Here is a 15,288-nt window from a genome sequence, read left to right as displayed (position 1 = left end):
TCAACTTAGTGACCCCCGCCCGGGCCGCGCAGCCCGGGCGGGGCGGGCGTCACGCCGGGCAGGTGGTGTCCGCCGCCGGGCGGACCCCCTCGGCGAGGTAGCGGGCGACCGCGGAGTTGGCGCAGGCGTTGGTGCCGAACAGGTACGCACGGTGCCCGCCCTGGTCGACGCTCAGCAGCCGGGCCCGCTGGCCCAGGGTGCGGCGCATCTCGACGCCGCCCGGGTAGTCGGTGCCGTTGTCGCGCAGGTTCTGCACCATGAGGATGTTCGACGGCCCGCGGTCGGTGATCCGCACCTGCGGCTCGGTCTTGTGCGCCGGCCAGAACGCGCAGGCCCAGACGTTGGCCGCGGCCGCGCCGAGCAGCGGGAACCGGGTCCGGTCCTGCGCCACGGCGTGCCGGTAGACGTCGACGTTCTTCGGCCAGCCGTCCATGTTGCAGACGATCGCCAGCAGCCCGGAGAAGTCGAAGCCGGGCGGCAGCGGCGGCCGCGCGATCGTGCCGTCGTCGGCCTGCTGCCAGACCTGCGCGAGCAGCGGGAACGTCGCGTCCGACTGGGTGAGGGCCTCGTTGATCCAGCGGAACGTGGCGCCGTCGACGGTTTCGATCGGCGTCTGGTCGAGCTTCGCGGCCAAGGCGAAGTACTTGGCCTTGACGGCTTCGGGGGTGCTGCCGAGGCCGTAGGTCGCGTTCTGCGACGCGGCCCAGGCGGCGAAGTCCGGGAAGTGCTTCTCGAAGCCCGAGGCGAACCGGCGCGACCAGGTGTAGTCGAGGCCGCCCGGGCCGGTCGAGCTGTCCAGCACCACCCGGTCGGTGCGCTGCGGGTACATCGTCGCGTAGGTCGCGCCGAGGAAGGCACCGAACGAGTAACCGAGGAAGGAGACCTTCGGCTCGCCCAGCGCCGACCGGATACCGTCGAGGTCGCGGGCGACGTTCCGGACGGTGATGTAGGGCAGCAGGCGCGCCGACGGCGCGTCCGCGCAGCCCTGGGCGTTCTGGCGGGCGACCACGGCCTGGCTGTCGACGCCCGCGGGCGTCACGGCGTAGGCCGGCGGGATCATGAACGTCACGGGCAGGTTGCACGTCACCCGCGTGCTGTCGCCGGCGCCGCGCGGGTCGAACGCGATCAGGTCGTAGGCGTCGCGCACCGACTGCGGCAGGCCGAGGGCGACCAGCTGCAGCGGCAGCGAGAGCTGGGAATCACCCTGCGACCCCGGGTTCAGCAGGAGCACACCGCGGCGTTTGGCCGGGTCGGCGGCCGGCAGCCGCGAGAACGCGAGCGTGACCTGCTCCCCCGACGGCCGCGCGTAGTCCAGCGGCGCGCTGATCGTCGTGCACTGCAAGCCCTGCGTGGGCTCGGGCACCCCGGCGCAGGCCTGCCACGCGAGGGAAGTGCCGGCCGTCGAAGCGACGGCCGGCACGGCGGGAACCCCGGCGACCGTGGCCAGCACGGCCACGGCGAGCACCCGGAAACGTCTGGAAAGCGACATGCGTGGCCTACCCCTCGGCGCGGCCGGCGCCCGGGCCCAGTCCCGGGTGCCGGTGAACCGACCGAAGTTCGCACGCCGGACCGGGCCCCGGAACCGCCGTTCGGGCCAGTTCCGGCAACTGCGCACGGGAGAAGACGACAGCCGGGGCCCTCAGCCCTCCGGCACCACCGCCGCCCCGGCGAGGCGGAACGAGCGCGCGTCGCCGTCCAGCAGGTGCACCTGGGCGGCCCCGACGTCGAAGTACATCCCGGTCAGCTGCAGCTTCCCGGCCGCCTCGGCCGCGGCGACCTGCGGGTACTCCCGCAGGTGGTCGAGCTGCTGGAGCACGTTGAGCAGGGCCAGCCGGTCACCCTCGCGAGCCGGGCGGGCGCCGTCGACGGTGACCGGGCCGGACCGGCGGGCACTCGGCACGGCGTAGCGCAGCCACGTCTCCAGCGGCCCCGGCGGCGGCCCGTCGGCGAGCGCGGCCATCGCCCCGCAGCCGGAGTGGCCGCAGACGACGATCTCCTCGACACCGAGCACCCCCACCGCGTACTCGATCGACGCGTTCATCGACGGGTCGGCCTGCCCCGGCGGGACCAGGTTGCCGATGTTGCGGATGGTGAACAGGTCACCGGGCCCGCTGGTGGTGATCAGGTTCGGCACGATCCGCGAGTCGCCGCAGGTGATGAACAGCGTCCGCGGCTTCTGGCCGTCGGCCAGCCCGGACAGCGTGTCCCGCAGCAGGGGCGCGGCCCGGCGGTGGAACTCCGTGGCGCCGCGACGGGTCTGCTGGGCGGGGATGTCGACGGCTTCCGCGGCCTGCCAGTCCGACCACGGCGCGAGCCACCGCGGCACGGCCTGGCTCGCGGCGAACCGCGACCGCGTCGGACGGCCGGCCTTGCCCTCGCCGAACCACGGGTGGCCGACCTCGTCGACGTCCACCGTGCCGCCGGCGCGTTCGTGCGCCTGCTGCCAGGTGGTGAGACTCTCGAAAGCGGCGTGGTCCAGGTAGTCGACGACCAGTTCCAGCCGCACCGGCACGCCGGCCGGGATGGCGCCGAGCACCTTGGACAGCCGCGGCACGGACAGGAACGTCAGGACGCCTTCGACGACGACGCGGTGACGGTCGCCGTCGCTTTCGGTGTTTTCCCTTTCGACGTGGATGCCGGACCAGACGGTGCGCCGCAGCATGAGCACCAGAGCCAGCCCGATGCCGGCGAGCACGCCGGTGAGCAGGTCGAACACCACCACGCCGGCGAGGGTCAGCAGGTAGACAGGCAGATCGCCGTGCCTGAGCGCGGTCTTCATGTGGCCGGGGTTGACCAATTTCGCGCCGACGTGCACCAGCAGCCCGGCCAGCGCGGCGAGCGGGATGTTCTGGATCAGCCCGGCGAGCAGGACGACGAACACCAGCACCCAGACGCCGTGCAGGATCGCCGACACGCGGGTCTTCGCCCCGGCGGCGACGTTGGTGGAGCTGCGGACGATGACGCCGGTGACGGGCAGGCCGCCCAGCGCCCCGGAGACCATGTTGGCCGCGCCCTGGCCGACCAGCTCGCGGTCGAGGTTGGCGCGCGGGCCGGTGTGCATGCGGTCGACGGCGACCGCCGAGAGCAGGCTCTCCACGCTGGCGATCAGGGCGATGGTGACGACGGCGAGCGCGAACCCGCCCCAGCCGCCGTCGGGCAGCTGCGGGACCAGGTGGACGTTCAGCAGGTCACCGGGCAGTTCGACGCGCGGCAGCGTCATCCCCGTGGCGACCGACGCCACGGTGGCGAACGCGATCGCGGCCAGCGGCCCGGGGACCCGCTGGACGGCCTTCGGCAGCCGCGGCCAGATCAGCAGGATCGCGATGGTGAGCAGGCCGATCACGGTGGCGGAGTCGTGGTGGGCGACGATCTGGCCCGGCAGCTCGGCGACGTTCTCCACGGCCGAGCTCTGGGCCTTGCCGCCGAGGATGACGTGCAGCTGGCCGAGCACGATCGTGACACCGATGCCGGCCAGCATGCCGTGCACGATGGCCGGCGAGATGGCCAGCGCGGCACGCGCGATGCGGCTCAGCCCCAGCAGGATCTGGAGGGCGCCGGCGGCGACGGTGATCAGGCACGTGACGGCCCAGCCGAAGGTGCTGATGGTTTCGGCCATGATCACGGTCAGGCCCGCGGCGGGCCCGCTCACCTGGAGCGCGGAGCCGCCGAGCGCACCGGCGACGACCCCGCCGACGACGGCGGCGATCAGGCCGGCGGCGACCGGCGCGCCCGAGGCGAGCGCGATGCCGAGGGAAAGCGGTACGGCGACGAGGAAAACGACCAGGGAGGCCGGCAGGTCGTGGCGGAGCACGGCGAGGGGTCTCATGATCACCATGCAACCGGAAATCGTGTGAAATGTCCGCTATGCGCCACCCGATCGAGTGAACAACTGGCCACATTTTGCCCGAATGACACAAATCGGACGCCCGGTTAACCCGCCGTTCACGCCCCGCCCGCCTGTCACGCGACAGTTGAACCCTTTACGACACAAGGGTTCCCGAGCGCCCCGATGTGGCCTTCGGTGCGTTGAATCAGCACTGCGGTGCGAAGCGCCTCCGTTGAGGGCGGTGGCGGGGGCATGGATGGAGCACCGAAGGCCACCGCGGGCGTGCTCGGCTCAGGACGTGACGGCGCCCGCCGGGACGAAGCCGCGGGCGGCGTCGTCCAGCAAGGACACCTGCGCGGCGCCGACGTCGAAGTACATCCCGGTCAGCCGGAGCCCGCCGCGCTCCAGGGCCGCGGCCACCACCGGGTAGCCGCGCAGGGTTTCCAGCTGCTGCACGACGTTCTGCAGCGCGAGCTGGTCAGCCTCGGCGGCGGGACGGCGTCCGCCCAGCAGCAGCGGCGCTTCCCGGCCGCGGCGCAGCAGCGTCGGCTCGCCGTGGCGCAACCAGGCGCCGAGCTGGTGCAGGCCGGGCGGCGCCTGGCCGAGCAGCGCCTTCATCGCGCCACAGCCCGAATGCCCGCAGACCACGATCTCGGCGACCCCGAGCACGCCGACGGCGTACTCGATCGCCGCGCCGACCGACGAGTCGGCGCCACCGTCCGCCGGCGGGACGAGGTTGCCGATGTTCCGCACCGTGAACAGGTCGCCCGGCCCGCTGGTGGTGATCAGGTTCGGCACGATCCGCGCGTCACCGCAGGTGATGAACAGGGTGTGCGGCTCCTGGCCGTCCGCCAGCCCGGTCCAGGTGTCGCGCAGCAGCGGCGCGGTGCGGCGCTGGAACTCCGACGCGCCGCGGCACAGCAGGGAGCTCGCGCTGCGCTGCACCGGCAGGGCGACGTGCTCGGCCTGCCACTCCGACCAGGGCGCCAGCCAGCGCGGCACCACCCGCGCGGCCAGGCCCCGGCGCACGGTCGGCGTGCCCGCGCGGCCGCGTTCGAACCACGGGTGGCCGATCTCGTCGACCGTCACCGGCCCGGCGTGCGCCTGCTGCCAGCCGCGCAGGCAGTCGAACGCGGCGTGGTCGAGGTAGTCGACGAGCAGTTCCAGGGTGACCTCGGCGTGCGCGGGCACCTCGGCGAGCACCCGGGTCAGCCGGGGCACGGAGAGGAACGTCAGCGCGCCTTCGATGACGACGCGGTGGCTGTCACCGTGCCGTTCGACATGGATACCGGAGAAGATCATCCGCCGCAGCATCAGCGCGAGGGCCAGCAGTATCCCGGCCGCGACGCCGGTGAGGAGGTTGACCGCGACCGCGCCGGCGAGGGTGACGACGTACACCGGGAGGTCACCGTGGCGGCGGACGTCCTTGATCGCGGCCGGGTTGACCAGCTTCGTCCCGACGTACACCAGCAGCGCGGCGAGCGCGGCCAGCGGGATCAGCCGCAGCGTCCCGGTGAGCAGCAGGCAGGCAGCGAGGATCCAGACGCAGTGCAGGATCGCCGACATCCGGGTGCGCGCGCCGGCCTCGTAGTTGGTCATGCTGCGCACGACGACGCCGGTGACCGGGAACCCGCCGAGCGCGCCGGCCGCGACGTTCGCCATGCCCTGCCCGACCAGCTCGCGGTCGAGGTCGGTGCGCGGCCCGCCGCGGCGCTTGTCGACCGACACGGCGGACAGCAGGCTTTCGAGGCCGGCGATCAGCGCGATGGTGACGGCGGCGAGGGCGAACCCGCCCCAGCCGCCGTCGGGCAGCCGCGGCACGACGTGCAGCGACGGCAGCCCGGCCGGCAGATCGACGCGCGGCAGGGTCATGCCGGTCAGCACGGACAGCCCGGTGGCCAGGGCGATGGCGGCCAGCGGCGCGGGCACGCGGCGGACGGGCTTCGGCAGCCGCGGCCAGGCCAGCAGCACGCCGAGCGTGACGACGCCGATCAGCACGGCCTGGTCGTGGTGGGCGGCGATCTGCCGGGGCAGCGCGACGACGTTGGCGAGCGCGGAGCCCTGGGCGGTGCCGCCCAGGACGACGTGCAGCTGGCCGAGGACGATCGTGACGCCGATGCCGGCGAGCAGGCCGTGCACGATGGCCGGCGACACCGCGAGCGCGGCGCGAGCGGTGCGGGTCAGGCCGAAGAGGATCTGGAGCAGGCCGGCGGCGACGGTGATCGCGCAGGTGACGGGCCAGCCGTGGGTGGCGATCGTGTCGGCCAGCACCACGGTGAGAGCGGCGGACGGCCCGCTGACCTGCAGCGGCGACCCACCGAAGACGCTCGCGACCAGGCCGCCGACGACGGCGGAGACGAGGCCCGCGAGCACGGGAGCACCGGCGGCGAGCGCGATGCCGAGGGAAAGCGGTACGGCGACGAGGAAAACGACTATCGAGGCGGGCAGGTCGTGCTTGAGGTTCTGCTTCAGGTTGTCCAGCGGAGACGGCGGGCCGGTGTCGTGTTCACCACGAACGATCTCGATCATGGGGGCAGGATCGCCGAAAGCACGCGAAAAGTCTGCTATGCAAGCATTTCTCGCGTTTACACCGGTACGGGATCGGTGCCGCGCCGGGGACCTTTCACACTCGACGCCTCCGCCGTTCGCGTGGTGTAGATCAAGGGTTTGTACGCAGAGCGACGATGAGGGACCTTCGGGTCTCGCTGTGCGCGCGGTCACACCCGATGTGCTGAAATCAAGCGTTTACAAACCCCGGGAGTCTCCCGCGGGTGATCACGCCTTCTCCGCCACCGCCGAGATTCGCGCGATCACGACCCGACGACACACGCGCGCCCGCCCCGATGCCGAGGCCCGTGCCTTCCCCACCGCCGGGTGCCCGGATCCGCGCCGGACGCAGCCGAATCAGTGCCAGCACGATCCTCGGCGGCACACGCGCGCGATCCGGAGCCGAGGCCCCGGCCACCCGAACGCCGGCCGCCGTAGCCGGATCGCGGAGGTGGCCGCACCACGGTCAGCGACCCCGAAGCGCCGACCCGCGCGACGTCACGCCTTCTCCGCCACCGCCAGCATCGCCCCGGTGATCACCGCGAGGTCCGCGTCGCCCGTCACGTACGGCGGCATCGCGTACACCAAGTCCCGGAACGGCCGCAGCCACGCGCCCCGCGTCGTCACGACCTCGGTCGCCACCGCCATGTCCACCGGGTGGTCGAGCTGCAGCACACCGATCCCGCCGAGCACCCGGACGTCGATCACCGACGGGAGGTCGCGGGCCGGGGCGAGGCCGTCCAGCAGGCCCTTCTCCACGCGCGTCACGTCGGTCTTCCACGCGCCGTCGGCCAGCAGTCCCAGCGACGCGTTCGCGACCGCCGAGGCGAGCGGGTTGCCCATGAACGTCGGGCCGTGCGCGAGCACCGGCAGCGCGCCGCGCGAGATGCCGGCGGCGACCTCCGGGGTGCACAGCGTCGCGGCCATGCTCAGGTAGCCGCCGGTCAGCGCCTTGCCGAGGCACAGCACGTCCGGCGTCACCCCCGCGTGCTCCGCGGCGAACAGCGCGCCGGTGCGGCCGAACCCGGTGGCGATCTCGTCGAAGATCAGCAGCACGTCGTGCGCCTCGGTCAGTTCCCGCAGCGCGCGCAGGTAAGCGGGGTGGTGGAACCGCATCCCGCCGGCGCCCTGCACCACCGGCTCGACGATCACCGCGGCCAGTTCCCCGGCGTGCTGGGCGATCTCCGCCTCCAGGACGTCCACATAGGACTGGTCCGGCGGGGTGTCGAAGCCGGCCGGCGGCGCGGGCACGAAGACCTGCTCGGGCAGCACCCCGCGCCACAACGAGTGCATGCCGCCGTCGGGGTCGCAGACGCTCATCGGCGTGAACGTGTCACCGTGGTAGCCGCCGCGCCACGTGAGCAGCCGCCGCTTCTCCGGCAGGCCGCGGGAACGCTGGTACTGCAAGCACATCTTCGCCGCGACCTCGACCGACACCGAGCCCGAGTCGCACAGGAAGACGTGCTCCAGCCCGTCCGGCGTCAGGTCGACCAGCGTCTTGGCGAGGGTGATCGCCGGCTCGTGCGTCAGGCCGCCGAACATCACGTGGCTCATCCGCCCGGCCTGCTCGGCGAGCGCGGCGTCGAGGGCCGGGTGCCGGTAGCCGTGGATCGCCGACCACCACGACGACATCCCGTCGACCAGCTCCCGGCCGTCCGCGAGTTTCAGCCGCACCCCGCTCGCCTCGGTCACCAGCAGCGAAGGCACCTTCGCGGGCATGGGCGCGTACGGGTGCCACACGTGCTGAGCGTCCAGGGCGAGCAGGTCGGCGGAGTCCATCCGCCGATTAAATCAGCGCAGCCGGACCGGAAGGGACTCCAGGCCGTGGATCAGGGAACTGGGCCGGTAGGCGAGCTCGTCCGGCTTCGCGTCCAGCTCGAGGTCCGGGAACCGCGCCAGCAGGCCGCCGAGCGCGATTTCGGCCTCCAGCCGGGCCAGCGGGGCCCCGACGCAGTAGTGGATGCCGTGGCCGAAGGCCAGGTGCCCGCCCGCGGCGCGCGTGACGTCGAGCTTGCCCGCCTCGGCGTACCGCGCCTCGTCCCGGTTCGCGCCCAGCAGCGAGATCAGCACGAACTCGCCCTCCGGGATCGTCACGCCGCCCGCCTCGATCGGCGCCGTGGTGAACCGCAGGGTGGCCAGGTGGATCGGGCCGTCGAAGCGGAGGAACTCCTCGACGGCGTTCGGCAGCAGCGACGGGTCTTCGCGCAGCAGGGCGAGCTGCGCCGGCTCGCGCAGCAGCGCCAGCACGCTGTTGGCGATCAGGTTGACGGTGGTCTCGTGCCCGGCGACCAGCAGCAGGAACGCCATCGACACCAGTTCGGGCTCGGAGAGCGAGTCGCCGTCGTCGCTCGCGTGGACCAGGTCCGACAGCAGGTCCTCGGCCGGCTCGGCGCGCTTCTGCGCGATCAGGCCGGTGAGGTAGCCGAACATGTTCTGCGCCGCGGCCTGCCCGGCCGCCGGCTCCGACGCGCTCAGCAGCGTCTTGGACCAGTCGGCGAACTCCGTGCGGTGCTCCGGCGCGACGCCGAGCAGCTCGCAGATCACCGTGATCGGCAGCGGCGCGGCGAAGGAGGGCAGCAGGTCGGCCCGCTCCCGCCCGGCCAGCGCGTCGAGCAGCTCGGCGGTGATCTCCTCGATCCGCGGCCGCAGCCGCGCCACGGTCCGGCCCGTGAACGCCTTGTTGACGAGCTTGCGCAGCCGCGAGTGGTCCGGCGGGTCCATGTTGAGCATGTGGTGGCCCAGCGACTCGCCGAAGCCACCCTGCGCGGCCACTTCGTCGGGCAGCTTGGCCTCGAACAGCGCGTGCGCGCGCACGTTGTCCTTCTGCAGCCGGGAATCGGCCAGCAGCGCGCGGGCCTGCGTGAAGTCCGTGACGATGTAGCAGGTCAGGCCCCGCGGCATCCGGACCAGGCGCGTGGGCCCGCCCGCGCGCAACAGTTCCGCGAACAAGTGCGCGTCCTGCGCGAAATCTTCGGCTACCTCGACCGTCGTCATACCCGTCCCCCAGGAAAATCGTCAGCGTTCGGCGAGCGCCGCCACCACCCGATCGGTGACGTCCTGCCAGTATGCCCGTTGTTCTTCGCGCTCTTCCGCGCCCGAAAGCCATTCCTGGTGGAACCGCAGCGTGGTCTTGGCCCCCGAGCCGCTCAGCCGCACCTGGACGGTGGAGTCGTGGTCCCAGTCCTGCGGCCGCCAGGTGAGCCGGACTCGGTCGCCCGCCACGAAGCTGCGGATCTCCCCGACGGTGCCGTTTTCGGTCTCGTACTCCGCGCCCGGCTCTCGCGGCAGCTCGACCCCGGGACCCAGCCAGATCGCGACGCCGTCCCGGCTGACCAGGAAGTCCCAGACCTCCGCCTCCGGGTACGGCAAGGTGCGGGAAACCCCTATGTTCCAACCGACATCGGCGGTCTTCCCCGTTGAAGAACCCAGTGAAGAAGTCATGCCCGCATCATCCCATCGGGGGACGACGAAAACCGTCCCCGGTCCGGGTGGAGGATCTGTACCCGTGCGCTACCGCCCGATTTCCCCCGCCGTTCTGGCCGAAGAGCTGACCGAGCGCATCGGCGCGCTCACGGAGCGCCCCCGGATCGCGGTCGCCGTCGACGGCGCGGACGGTGCGACGGAAACCACAGAACTCGCCGACGCCCTGGTCGAGCCGCTGCGCCTGCGCGGCCGCGCGGCCCTGCGCGTGTCCGCGCGCGACTTCCTGCGCCCCGCGTCGCTGCGCTTCGAACACGGCCGCACGAACCCCGACGCCCGCTACACCGACTGGCTCGACGTCGGTGCGCTGCGCCGCGAAGTGCTCGATCCCCTGGCCGGCGGCGGTTCCGGCGAGATCCTGCCGTCGCTGTGGGACGCCGGACGCGACCGCGCGACCCGCGCCGCCCGCGTGCCGGTGCCCGAAGGCGGCGTCGTGATCCTCGACGGCGAGCTGCTGCTCGGCGCGGGCCTGGCCTTCGACCTGGCCGTGCACCTGTGGCTCTCCCCCGCCGCGCTGCGCCGCCGTGTGCCGGACGCCTGGGCGGTCCCGGCCTACGAACGCTACGAGGAGGAAGCGGACCCGAGCGCGCTGGCCGACGTCGTGGTCCGTGTCGACGACCCGCGGCACCCGGCGCTCTACACGCCCTGACGGGTCAGCGGACGGCGGCCACCGGGTCGCCGTCCAGCAGGCCCGACAGCCGGCCCGCCATGACGTCCCAGCGCCAGTTCCCGGTCACCCACGCGCGCCCCGCCTCGCCCATCCGGCGGGCCCGCACCGGGTCCGCGAGCAGGCTGGCGACGGTCTCCCCCAGCTGGTCGACGTCCCGGCCGTCGACGACGTGCCCGGTCACCTCGTCCAGCACGGCCTCGGGCGCGCCGCCGGAGTTGCCCGCGACCACCGGCAGGCCGGTCGCCGATGCTTCCAGGTAGACGATGCCGAGGCCCTCGACGTCGAGGCCCCGGCCGCGGGTGCGGGCCGGCATCGCGAAGACGTCCCCGGCCGTGTAGTGCGCGGGCAGCTCGGCCCACGGCACCGATCCGGTGATGACGACGTCGCGCTCGACGCCGCACTCGCGGACCAGCTCGGTCAGCCGCTTGCGGTACGGGCCGCCGCCGACGATCAGCAGCGCCGCGCCGGGCACGCGTTCCTTCAGCTTCGGCATCGCGCGGATCAGCTGGTCCTGGCCCTTGCGCGGGACCAGCCGCGACACGCACACGACGGTCGGCCGGTCGCCGAGGCCGTGGCGGGCCCGGATCTCCGCGCGCGCGGCGGGATCCGGCCGGAACAGCTCGGTGTCCACACCGGACGGCAGCAGCTCCAGCCCGGCCATCGCGCCGAACGCGGCGGCGAACCGGCCGCGGGTGTAGCGGCTGACGTAGGTGACGACGTCCACGGTGTCGCCGATGCGCCGCAACGCCTGTCGCGAGCCCGGGAGCATGGACCAGCCGACTTCGTGGCCGTGCGTGGACGCCACGACGCGGCGCGCCCCGGCCTGGCGCAGCGAGTGTCCCAGCAGCGCCAGCGGCGCGGCGGCGCCGAACCAGACGGCTTCGCAGTCCCGCGCCCGCATGATCTCCTTCGCCCGGCGCAGCACGTCCGGCGTCGGCAGCATCAGCGACGTCGGGTGCCGGACGACCTCGAACGGCGCCTCGGCGTCGAACTCCTGGTGCGACCCCGTGCTCGACTCCCACGACGGCGCGTAGACGACCAGGTCGTCCGCCGGCAGCCGGGTCGCGAGGGAGTTCAGGTAGTTCTGGATCCCCCCGGGCCGCGGCGGGAAGTCGTTGGTCACGAGCAGGGTCTTGAGCACGCCCCTGAGGCTAGCGGCCTCCACCTCTTCGTTCGGGTGCCCGGGTGGCGAAGCCCCCCGGCCCGAGGCGGAGCCTCGGATGACAGGACAGCGAAGGGGCGGCACCGCGTGTGCGGTACCGCCCCTTCACGAACTGCTCCGGGTCACGACGTCGGGCGTCGCGCTCCCGCGTACTGGCTCTGCAGCGGCGAGATCTTCACGACGTCACCGGTGTCGGGCGCGTGCACCATCTTGCCGTTGCCGACGTACATGCCGACGTGCGAAACGGGCGAGTAGTAGAACACGAGGTCGCCCGGCTGGAGCTGGTCCCGCGGCACCGCGGCGCCGAAGGTGGACTGCTCCCGGCTGGACCGGGGCAGGGTGATGCCGGCCTGCTTGTAGGCCCAGAGCATCAGGCCCGAGCAGTCGAACGTGCTCGGCCCGGTGGCACCCCAGACGTAGGCGCTGCCCAGCTTGCTCAGCGCGGCGTCCAGTGCGGCCTGGGCGTCCGCGGTCGGGGCCTTGAGACCCGGAGGCGCGGAGCCCGTGTCGCGCTGGGCCGCCTTGTCGAGCGCGCTCAGGCTCTTGTTGGCCGCCTTGAGCTGGTCGATCTGGTCGTTCAGCGTCTTCTGCTTGGCCTGGATGTCCGAGGTCAGCTTCGCCGCGGCGTCACGGGCGTCCGTCGCCCGCTTCGCGGCGTCGGTGGCCTTGTTCGTGGCGTCGGTGGCCTGCTGGACGGCGCCGCTGAGGTTGCCCATGGCGGCGTTCTTGTCGGTCGCGATGACCTCGAGGGCCGACGAGCGGTCCAGGAAGTCCTGCGTGGACGTGCCGGCCAGCAGCGCGGACAGCTTGTTCAGCTGGACACCGCTGGTGAACGACGCGCCGGCGAACTTGTCGACCTCGGTCTGGTACTTCTTCTCGTTTGTGCTCGCCGCGGCGGCCTGGTCCTTCGCCGCGTTGACGTCGGTGGTGGCCTTGTCGAGCTCACCCTGCTTGGCCTTCAGGTCGTCCTGGGCCTTGAGCAGGTCTTCGTTCAGCTTCTCGGCCTGTGCCGCGAGATCGCGGTACTGGGCGAGCGCGTCCGAACCGGTGGGCGGGGCTTGGAGAACGGGGATGGGGGCGGCGGTGGCCGTCGGCTGGGCCAAGGTGACGAGGGTGATCACCGAAGCCGCGGCGAGGGCACCTGACACCACGCGCCTGACTGGATGCGACTGCACGGTCGCGCGGGTCTCCTTTGCGTCTCGGCCGCCGAGGGGGACCGGCGCACGAAGAGGTCGGGGGTTCCTCTTCGCCGTTGTCCCGCCACCGCGCGCGCTCTCCCCCATAAGGGAAAACCCGCGATGGTGGTTCCGGTTCCCAGCTTCCCGACAAAGCTGCGTCCGGCGGCGATCTCGCGTCGCCGCCTCATCGACGGTCATGGGCCACGAGATCTCGGACAGGTTACGAAAAGACCGCCACCACGTCCACCACCCCCGGGGCAAAAACTCTGCGTAGCGCCGCTAAACACCATCGGACCAGCAGGGGAGAAAACATGTGATGGGCGTTACACGCTGGGGATATTCCCGCCGCCGTTTCGACTACCGACCGTTCACCTGATCCGATCGACCACTCGGCGCGCCGACACGAAACGGCTGAGTCAGGCGGTGCGCAAAGCCGGTTCCTCGACCATTCGGAGCCGCGGCACCATCCCCGCCTCGGCCAGCGCGTCCACGGCGCGGCGCTCGTCGGCGTCCCACACCACGGCGGGTGGCGCGCCGAGCAGAACGGTCACCACACAATCGTGGCAGGAGATGCCGCGCACGACGCAGCGGTCGCAATCGACCACGACGCCCTCGATGTCGGAAACGGAAAGGTGCGAGACGTCCACTTCGGACAACTCCGGGGTGCCGGTCATGTGGTCCTCCTCACGTCGGGAACTGCTGCCCCGCACGTTAGGCGGCACCACCGACAGTTTCCGGGGCTCAGATCCGCCACAGCGGCTCCGATTCACCCGATCGGGTCCCTGCGACGCCGTCGGCCCGAACTCGGCTGAGACGGCTTCCCAGCACCTCGGAGGGCTTCCGGCGCACGACCCGCGCGACCGCGCGCCGGCGCCATCTCGCCACCACTGCCTCAAGCGATTGAATGCCCGGCCCCGCGCGCGACCGGTGTCGGCCTGCCGAGGCGCGGAAAGCGTCAGACCCGGCTGAGCCGGCTCACGAGCACCGCGGACGGCGTCGGGTGCGCCCCGCCGCCGCGCACCGAGTCCGCGACCGCGCGATCCGACGTCGCGACCACCATCGGCCGGCCCGCGGGCTCGGCCGCGACGATGTTGCGGATGACGTCGTCGGCCAGCACGCCGCGGTCGGAGAACAGCACCCGGACCCCGCGGGGCACCGAGGCCGGGACCGACAGCACGCCGGCGCCGTCGAAGACCACCGTGACCTCGGCGGAGGTCCGCGCGGCCAGCGCGGAGAGCTGGTGGATCAGCCGGTCGCGCTGGTCGGCCAGGGCGAGCTCGGGATAGCCGGTCTTGGTGACGTTGTAGCCGTCGACGATCAGGTGCACGTTGGGCAGCGCGAGGTAGCGGTCCAACGTGGACACGTCGGCGATCTTGCCGCCCTGGCCCAGGCCGGAGCTCGCGCCGCGGACCATGTCCGCCGGCCGGGCCCCGCGGGCGCCGAGGGCCAGCTCGCGGCGCAGGCCGTTGACCGCGCCGTCGATCGTGTCGACGAGCAGGGCCAGCCGCACTTCATCGGCTTCGCGGGCTTCGCGGGCCGACTGCCGGGCGATGTCGGCGTCGGCGACGGCTCGTTCGGCGCGGGCGCGTTCGTTCGCGACGCGCTGGCGTTCCCGCGCGAGCTGGGCGGTGAGGGCGGCGACCTCCTTGGCCCGCGCCGAGGAATCGCGTTCGGCGTCCACGGAGGCCGATTCGGCCGCGTCCTTGGCCTGCCGCAGCTGCACGCCTTGCTCGCGAAGCCGCTTCAGGAGCTTCTCGACCTCGCCTTCGCGCTCGCCGCGGACGCTCTCGGCGGCCAGCTTCGCGTCGGCGAGCTCGGCCCGGACCTGCACGAGCTCGGTTTCGAGCCGCTGGGTACGGGCCAGGGCCGCGTCCCGCTCCGCGCGCAGGACGTTCTCCTCGGCGTTCTTCGCGACCAGCCGGACCCGGCCCGCGGCCCCGGACTCGCCGAGCAGGACGGCGGCGGCCGCCCCAGCGATCGAGTCGGCGGCGTTGGGGTCGAGGGCGTCGGTCCGGTGCTCGCGCAGCCACTCGATGACGGCCGTGCGGAACTGGGACGACTCGCCCAGCGCGGCCAGCAGGGCGGCGCCGCCGAGCTTCGCGCGCTTGGCCGGCGCGAACTTGGCCACGGGCCGCAGCTGCCGGGGCACGTCGGTGTTCGGCAGCTTGGCCACGGCGGCCGCGGCGAGCTCGGCGATCCGGTCGCGGACCGGCTCTGGCAGGGCGGGCCAGGTGGCGGGTTCGGGCCGCTCCCCCGCGTCGTCGGCCGGCTCGGGGCGCGGCGCGACACCCGCGGGACCGGTGTGGTCCCCGGGCGGCTCCGGCACGAGCGGCTGCGGGTGCATCGCTCCAGGGTAGGCCCCACCCCCGGATCCCGCGTCGCACGCCATGCGAACCCCCGGTGACCGGCCGGTCGCCGAAAATTG

At 72.8% G+C, this 15,288-nt stretch carries 11 protein-coding genes; 1 reads left to right on the top strand and 10 read right to left on the bottom strand.

Translation table 11 applies throughout. The annotated features are described in order from the left end of the window. Positions 1–49 precede the first annotated feature (49 nt). The 6 genes from OHS18_RS42530 to OHS18_RS42505 all read right to left on the bottom strand — a co-directional run bounded on the left by OHS18_RS42530 (position 50) and on the right by OHS18_RS42505 (position 9,814). Positions 50–1,489 carry an alpha/beta hydrolase gene (locus OHS18_RS42530; RefSeq protein ID WP_328614616.1) on the bottom strand — a complete coding sequence of 480 codons (1,440 nt, stop codon included), beginning with the start codon at positions 1,487–1,489 and terminating at the stop codon, positions 50–52. 150 nt (positions 1,490–1,639) lie between these two features. After that, entirely contained in the window at positions 1,640–3,835 is a 2,196-nt protein-coding gene (locus tag OHS18_RS42525; protein WP_328443044.1) for a bifunctional SulP family inorganic anion transporter/carbonic anhydrase, read from the bottom strand. A gap of 282 nt (positions 3,836–4,117) precedes the next feature. Further along, positions 4,118–6,355, bottom strand: coding sequence for a bifunctional SulP family inorganic anion transporter/carbonic anhydrase (locus OHS18_RS42520; protein ID WP_328614615.1), 2,238 nt, complete (start codon positions 6,353–6,355; stop codon positions 4,118–4,120). A 516-nt stretch (positions 6,356–6,871) separates the two neighbouring features. Next, complete coding sequence (locus OHS18_RS42515) at positions 6,872–8,152, bottom strand: adenosylmethionine--8-amino-7-oxononanoate transaminase (protein WP_328614614.1); 1,281 nt, start codon at positions 8,150–8,152, stop codon at positions 6,872–6,874. A gap of 12 nt (positions 8,153–8,164) precedes the next feature. After that, the gene (locus tag OHS18_RS42510; RefSeq protein WP_328614613.1) at positions 8,165–9,367 is read right to left on the bottom strand and encodes a cytochrome P450 family protein; all 1,203 of its coding nucleotides are present in this window, start codon (positions 9,365–9,367) and stop codon (positions 8,165–8,167) included. Between the two features lie 21 nt (positions 9,368–9,388). Then, entirely contained in the window at positions 9,389–9,814 is a 426-nt protein-coding gene (locus OHS18_RS42505) for an SRPBCC family protein (RefSeq protein WP_442875312.1), read from the bottom strand. A gap of 64 nt (positions 9,815–9,878) precedes the next feature. Between OHS18_RS42505 and OHS18_RS42500 the strand changes: the two genes are divergently transcribed. Further along, on the top strand, positions 9,879–10,502 hold the full coding sequence (locus tag OHS18_RS42500; RefSeq protein WP_328443049.1) for a uridine kinase: 624 nt from the start codon (positions 9,879–9,881) through the stop codon (positions 10,500–10,502). A 4-nt stretch (positions 10,503–10,506) separates the two neighbouring features. Here OHS18_RS42500 and OHS18_RS42495 read toward each other — a convergent pair whose 3' ends face one another. The 4 genes from OHS18_RS42495 to OHS18_RS42480 all read right to left on the bottom strand — a co-directional run bounded on the left by OHS18_RS42495 (position 10,507) and on the right by OHS18_RS42480 (position 15,207). Beyond that, a complete protein-coding gene (locus tag OHS18_RS42495; protein ID WP_328443050.1) occupies positions 10,507–11,664 on the bottom strand; it encodes a glycosyltransferase family 4 protein in 1,158 nt (385 codons plus the stop codon). 143 nt (positions 11,665–11,807) lie between these two features. Next, entirely contained in the window at positions 11,808–12,860 is a 1,053-nt protein-coding gene (locus tag OHS18_RS42490) for a C40 family peptidase (RefSeq protein ID WP_328443051.1), read from the bottom strand. A gap of 419 nt (positions 12,861–13,279) precedes the next feature. Beyond that, positions 13,280–13,537 carry a hypothetical protein gene (locus OHS18_RS42485; protein WP_328443052.1) on the bottom strand — a complete coding sequence of 86 codons (258 nt, stop codon included), beginning with the start codon at positions 13,535–13,537 and terminating at the stop codon, positions 13,280–13,282. 281 nt (positions 13,538–13,818) lie between these two features. Then, a complete protein-coding gene (locus OHS18_RS42480; protein ID WP_328614611.1) occupies positions 13,819–15,207 on the bottom strand; it encodes an NYN domain-containing protein in 1,389 nt (462 codons plus the stop codon). Positions 15,208–15,288: the final 81 nt, after the last annotated feature.

Origin of the sequence: Amycolatopsis sp. NBC_00355, assembly GCF_036104975.1 — a bacterium.
Lineage (GTDB): Bacteria > Actinomycetota > Actinomycetes > Mycobacteriales > Pseudonocardiaceae > Amycolatopsis.
This window is presented reverse-complemented; position numbering and strand designations above follow the sequence as displayed.

Coding starts and splice junctions, on each gene's coding strand:
- OHS18_RS42525 (WP_328443044.1), bottom strand. CDS start 3,835: ATGGTGATCATGAGACCCCTCGCCGTGCTCCGCCACGACCTGCCGGCC.
- OHS18_RS42510 (WP_328614613.1), bottom strand. CDS start 9,367: ATGACGACGGTCGAGGTAGCCGAAGATTTCGCGCAGGACGCGCACTTG.
- OHS18_RS42485 (WP_328443052.1), bottom strand. CDS start 13,537: ATGACCGGCACCCCGGAGTTGTCCGAAGTGGACGTCTCGCACCTTTCC.
- OHS18_RS42505 (WP_442875312.1), bottom strand. CDS start 9,814: ATGACTTCTTCACTGGGTTCTTCAACGGGGAAGACCGCCGATGTCGGT.
- OHS18_RS42530 (WP_328614616.1), bottom strand. CDS start 1,489: ATGTCGCTTTCCAGACGTTTCCGGGTGCTCGCCGTGGCCGTGCTGGCC.
- OHS18_RS42480 (WP_328614611.1), bottom strand. CDS start 15,207: ATGCACCCGCAGCCGCTCGTGCCGGAGCCGCCCGGGGACCACACCGGT.
- OHS18_RS42520 (WP_328614615.1), bottom strand. CDS start 6,355: ATGATCGAGATCGTTCGTGGTGAACACGACACCGGCCCGCCGTCTCCG.
- OHS18_RS42515 (WP_328614614.1), bottom strand. CDS start 8,152: ATGGACTCCGCCGACCTGCTCGCCCTGGACGCTCAGCACGTGTGGCAC.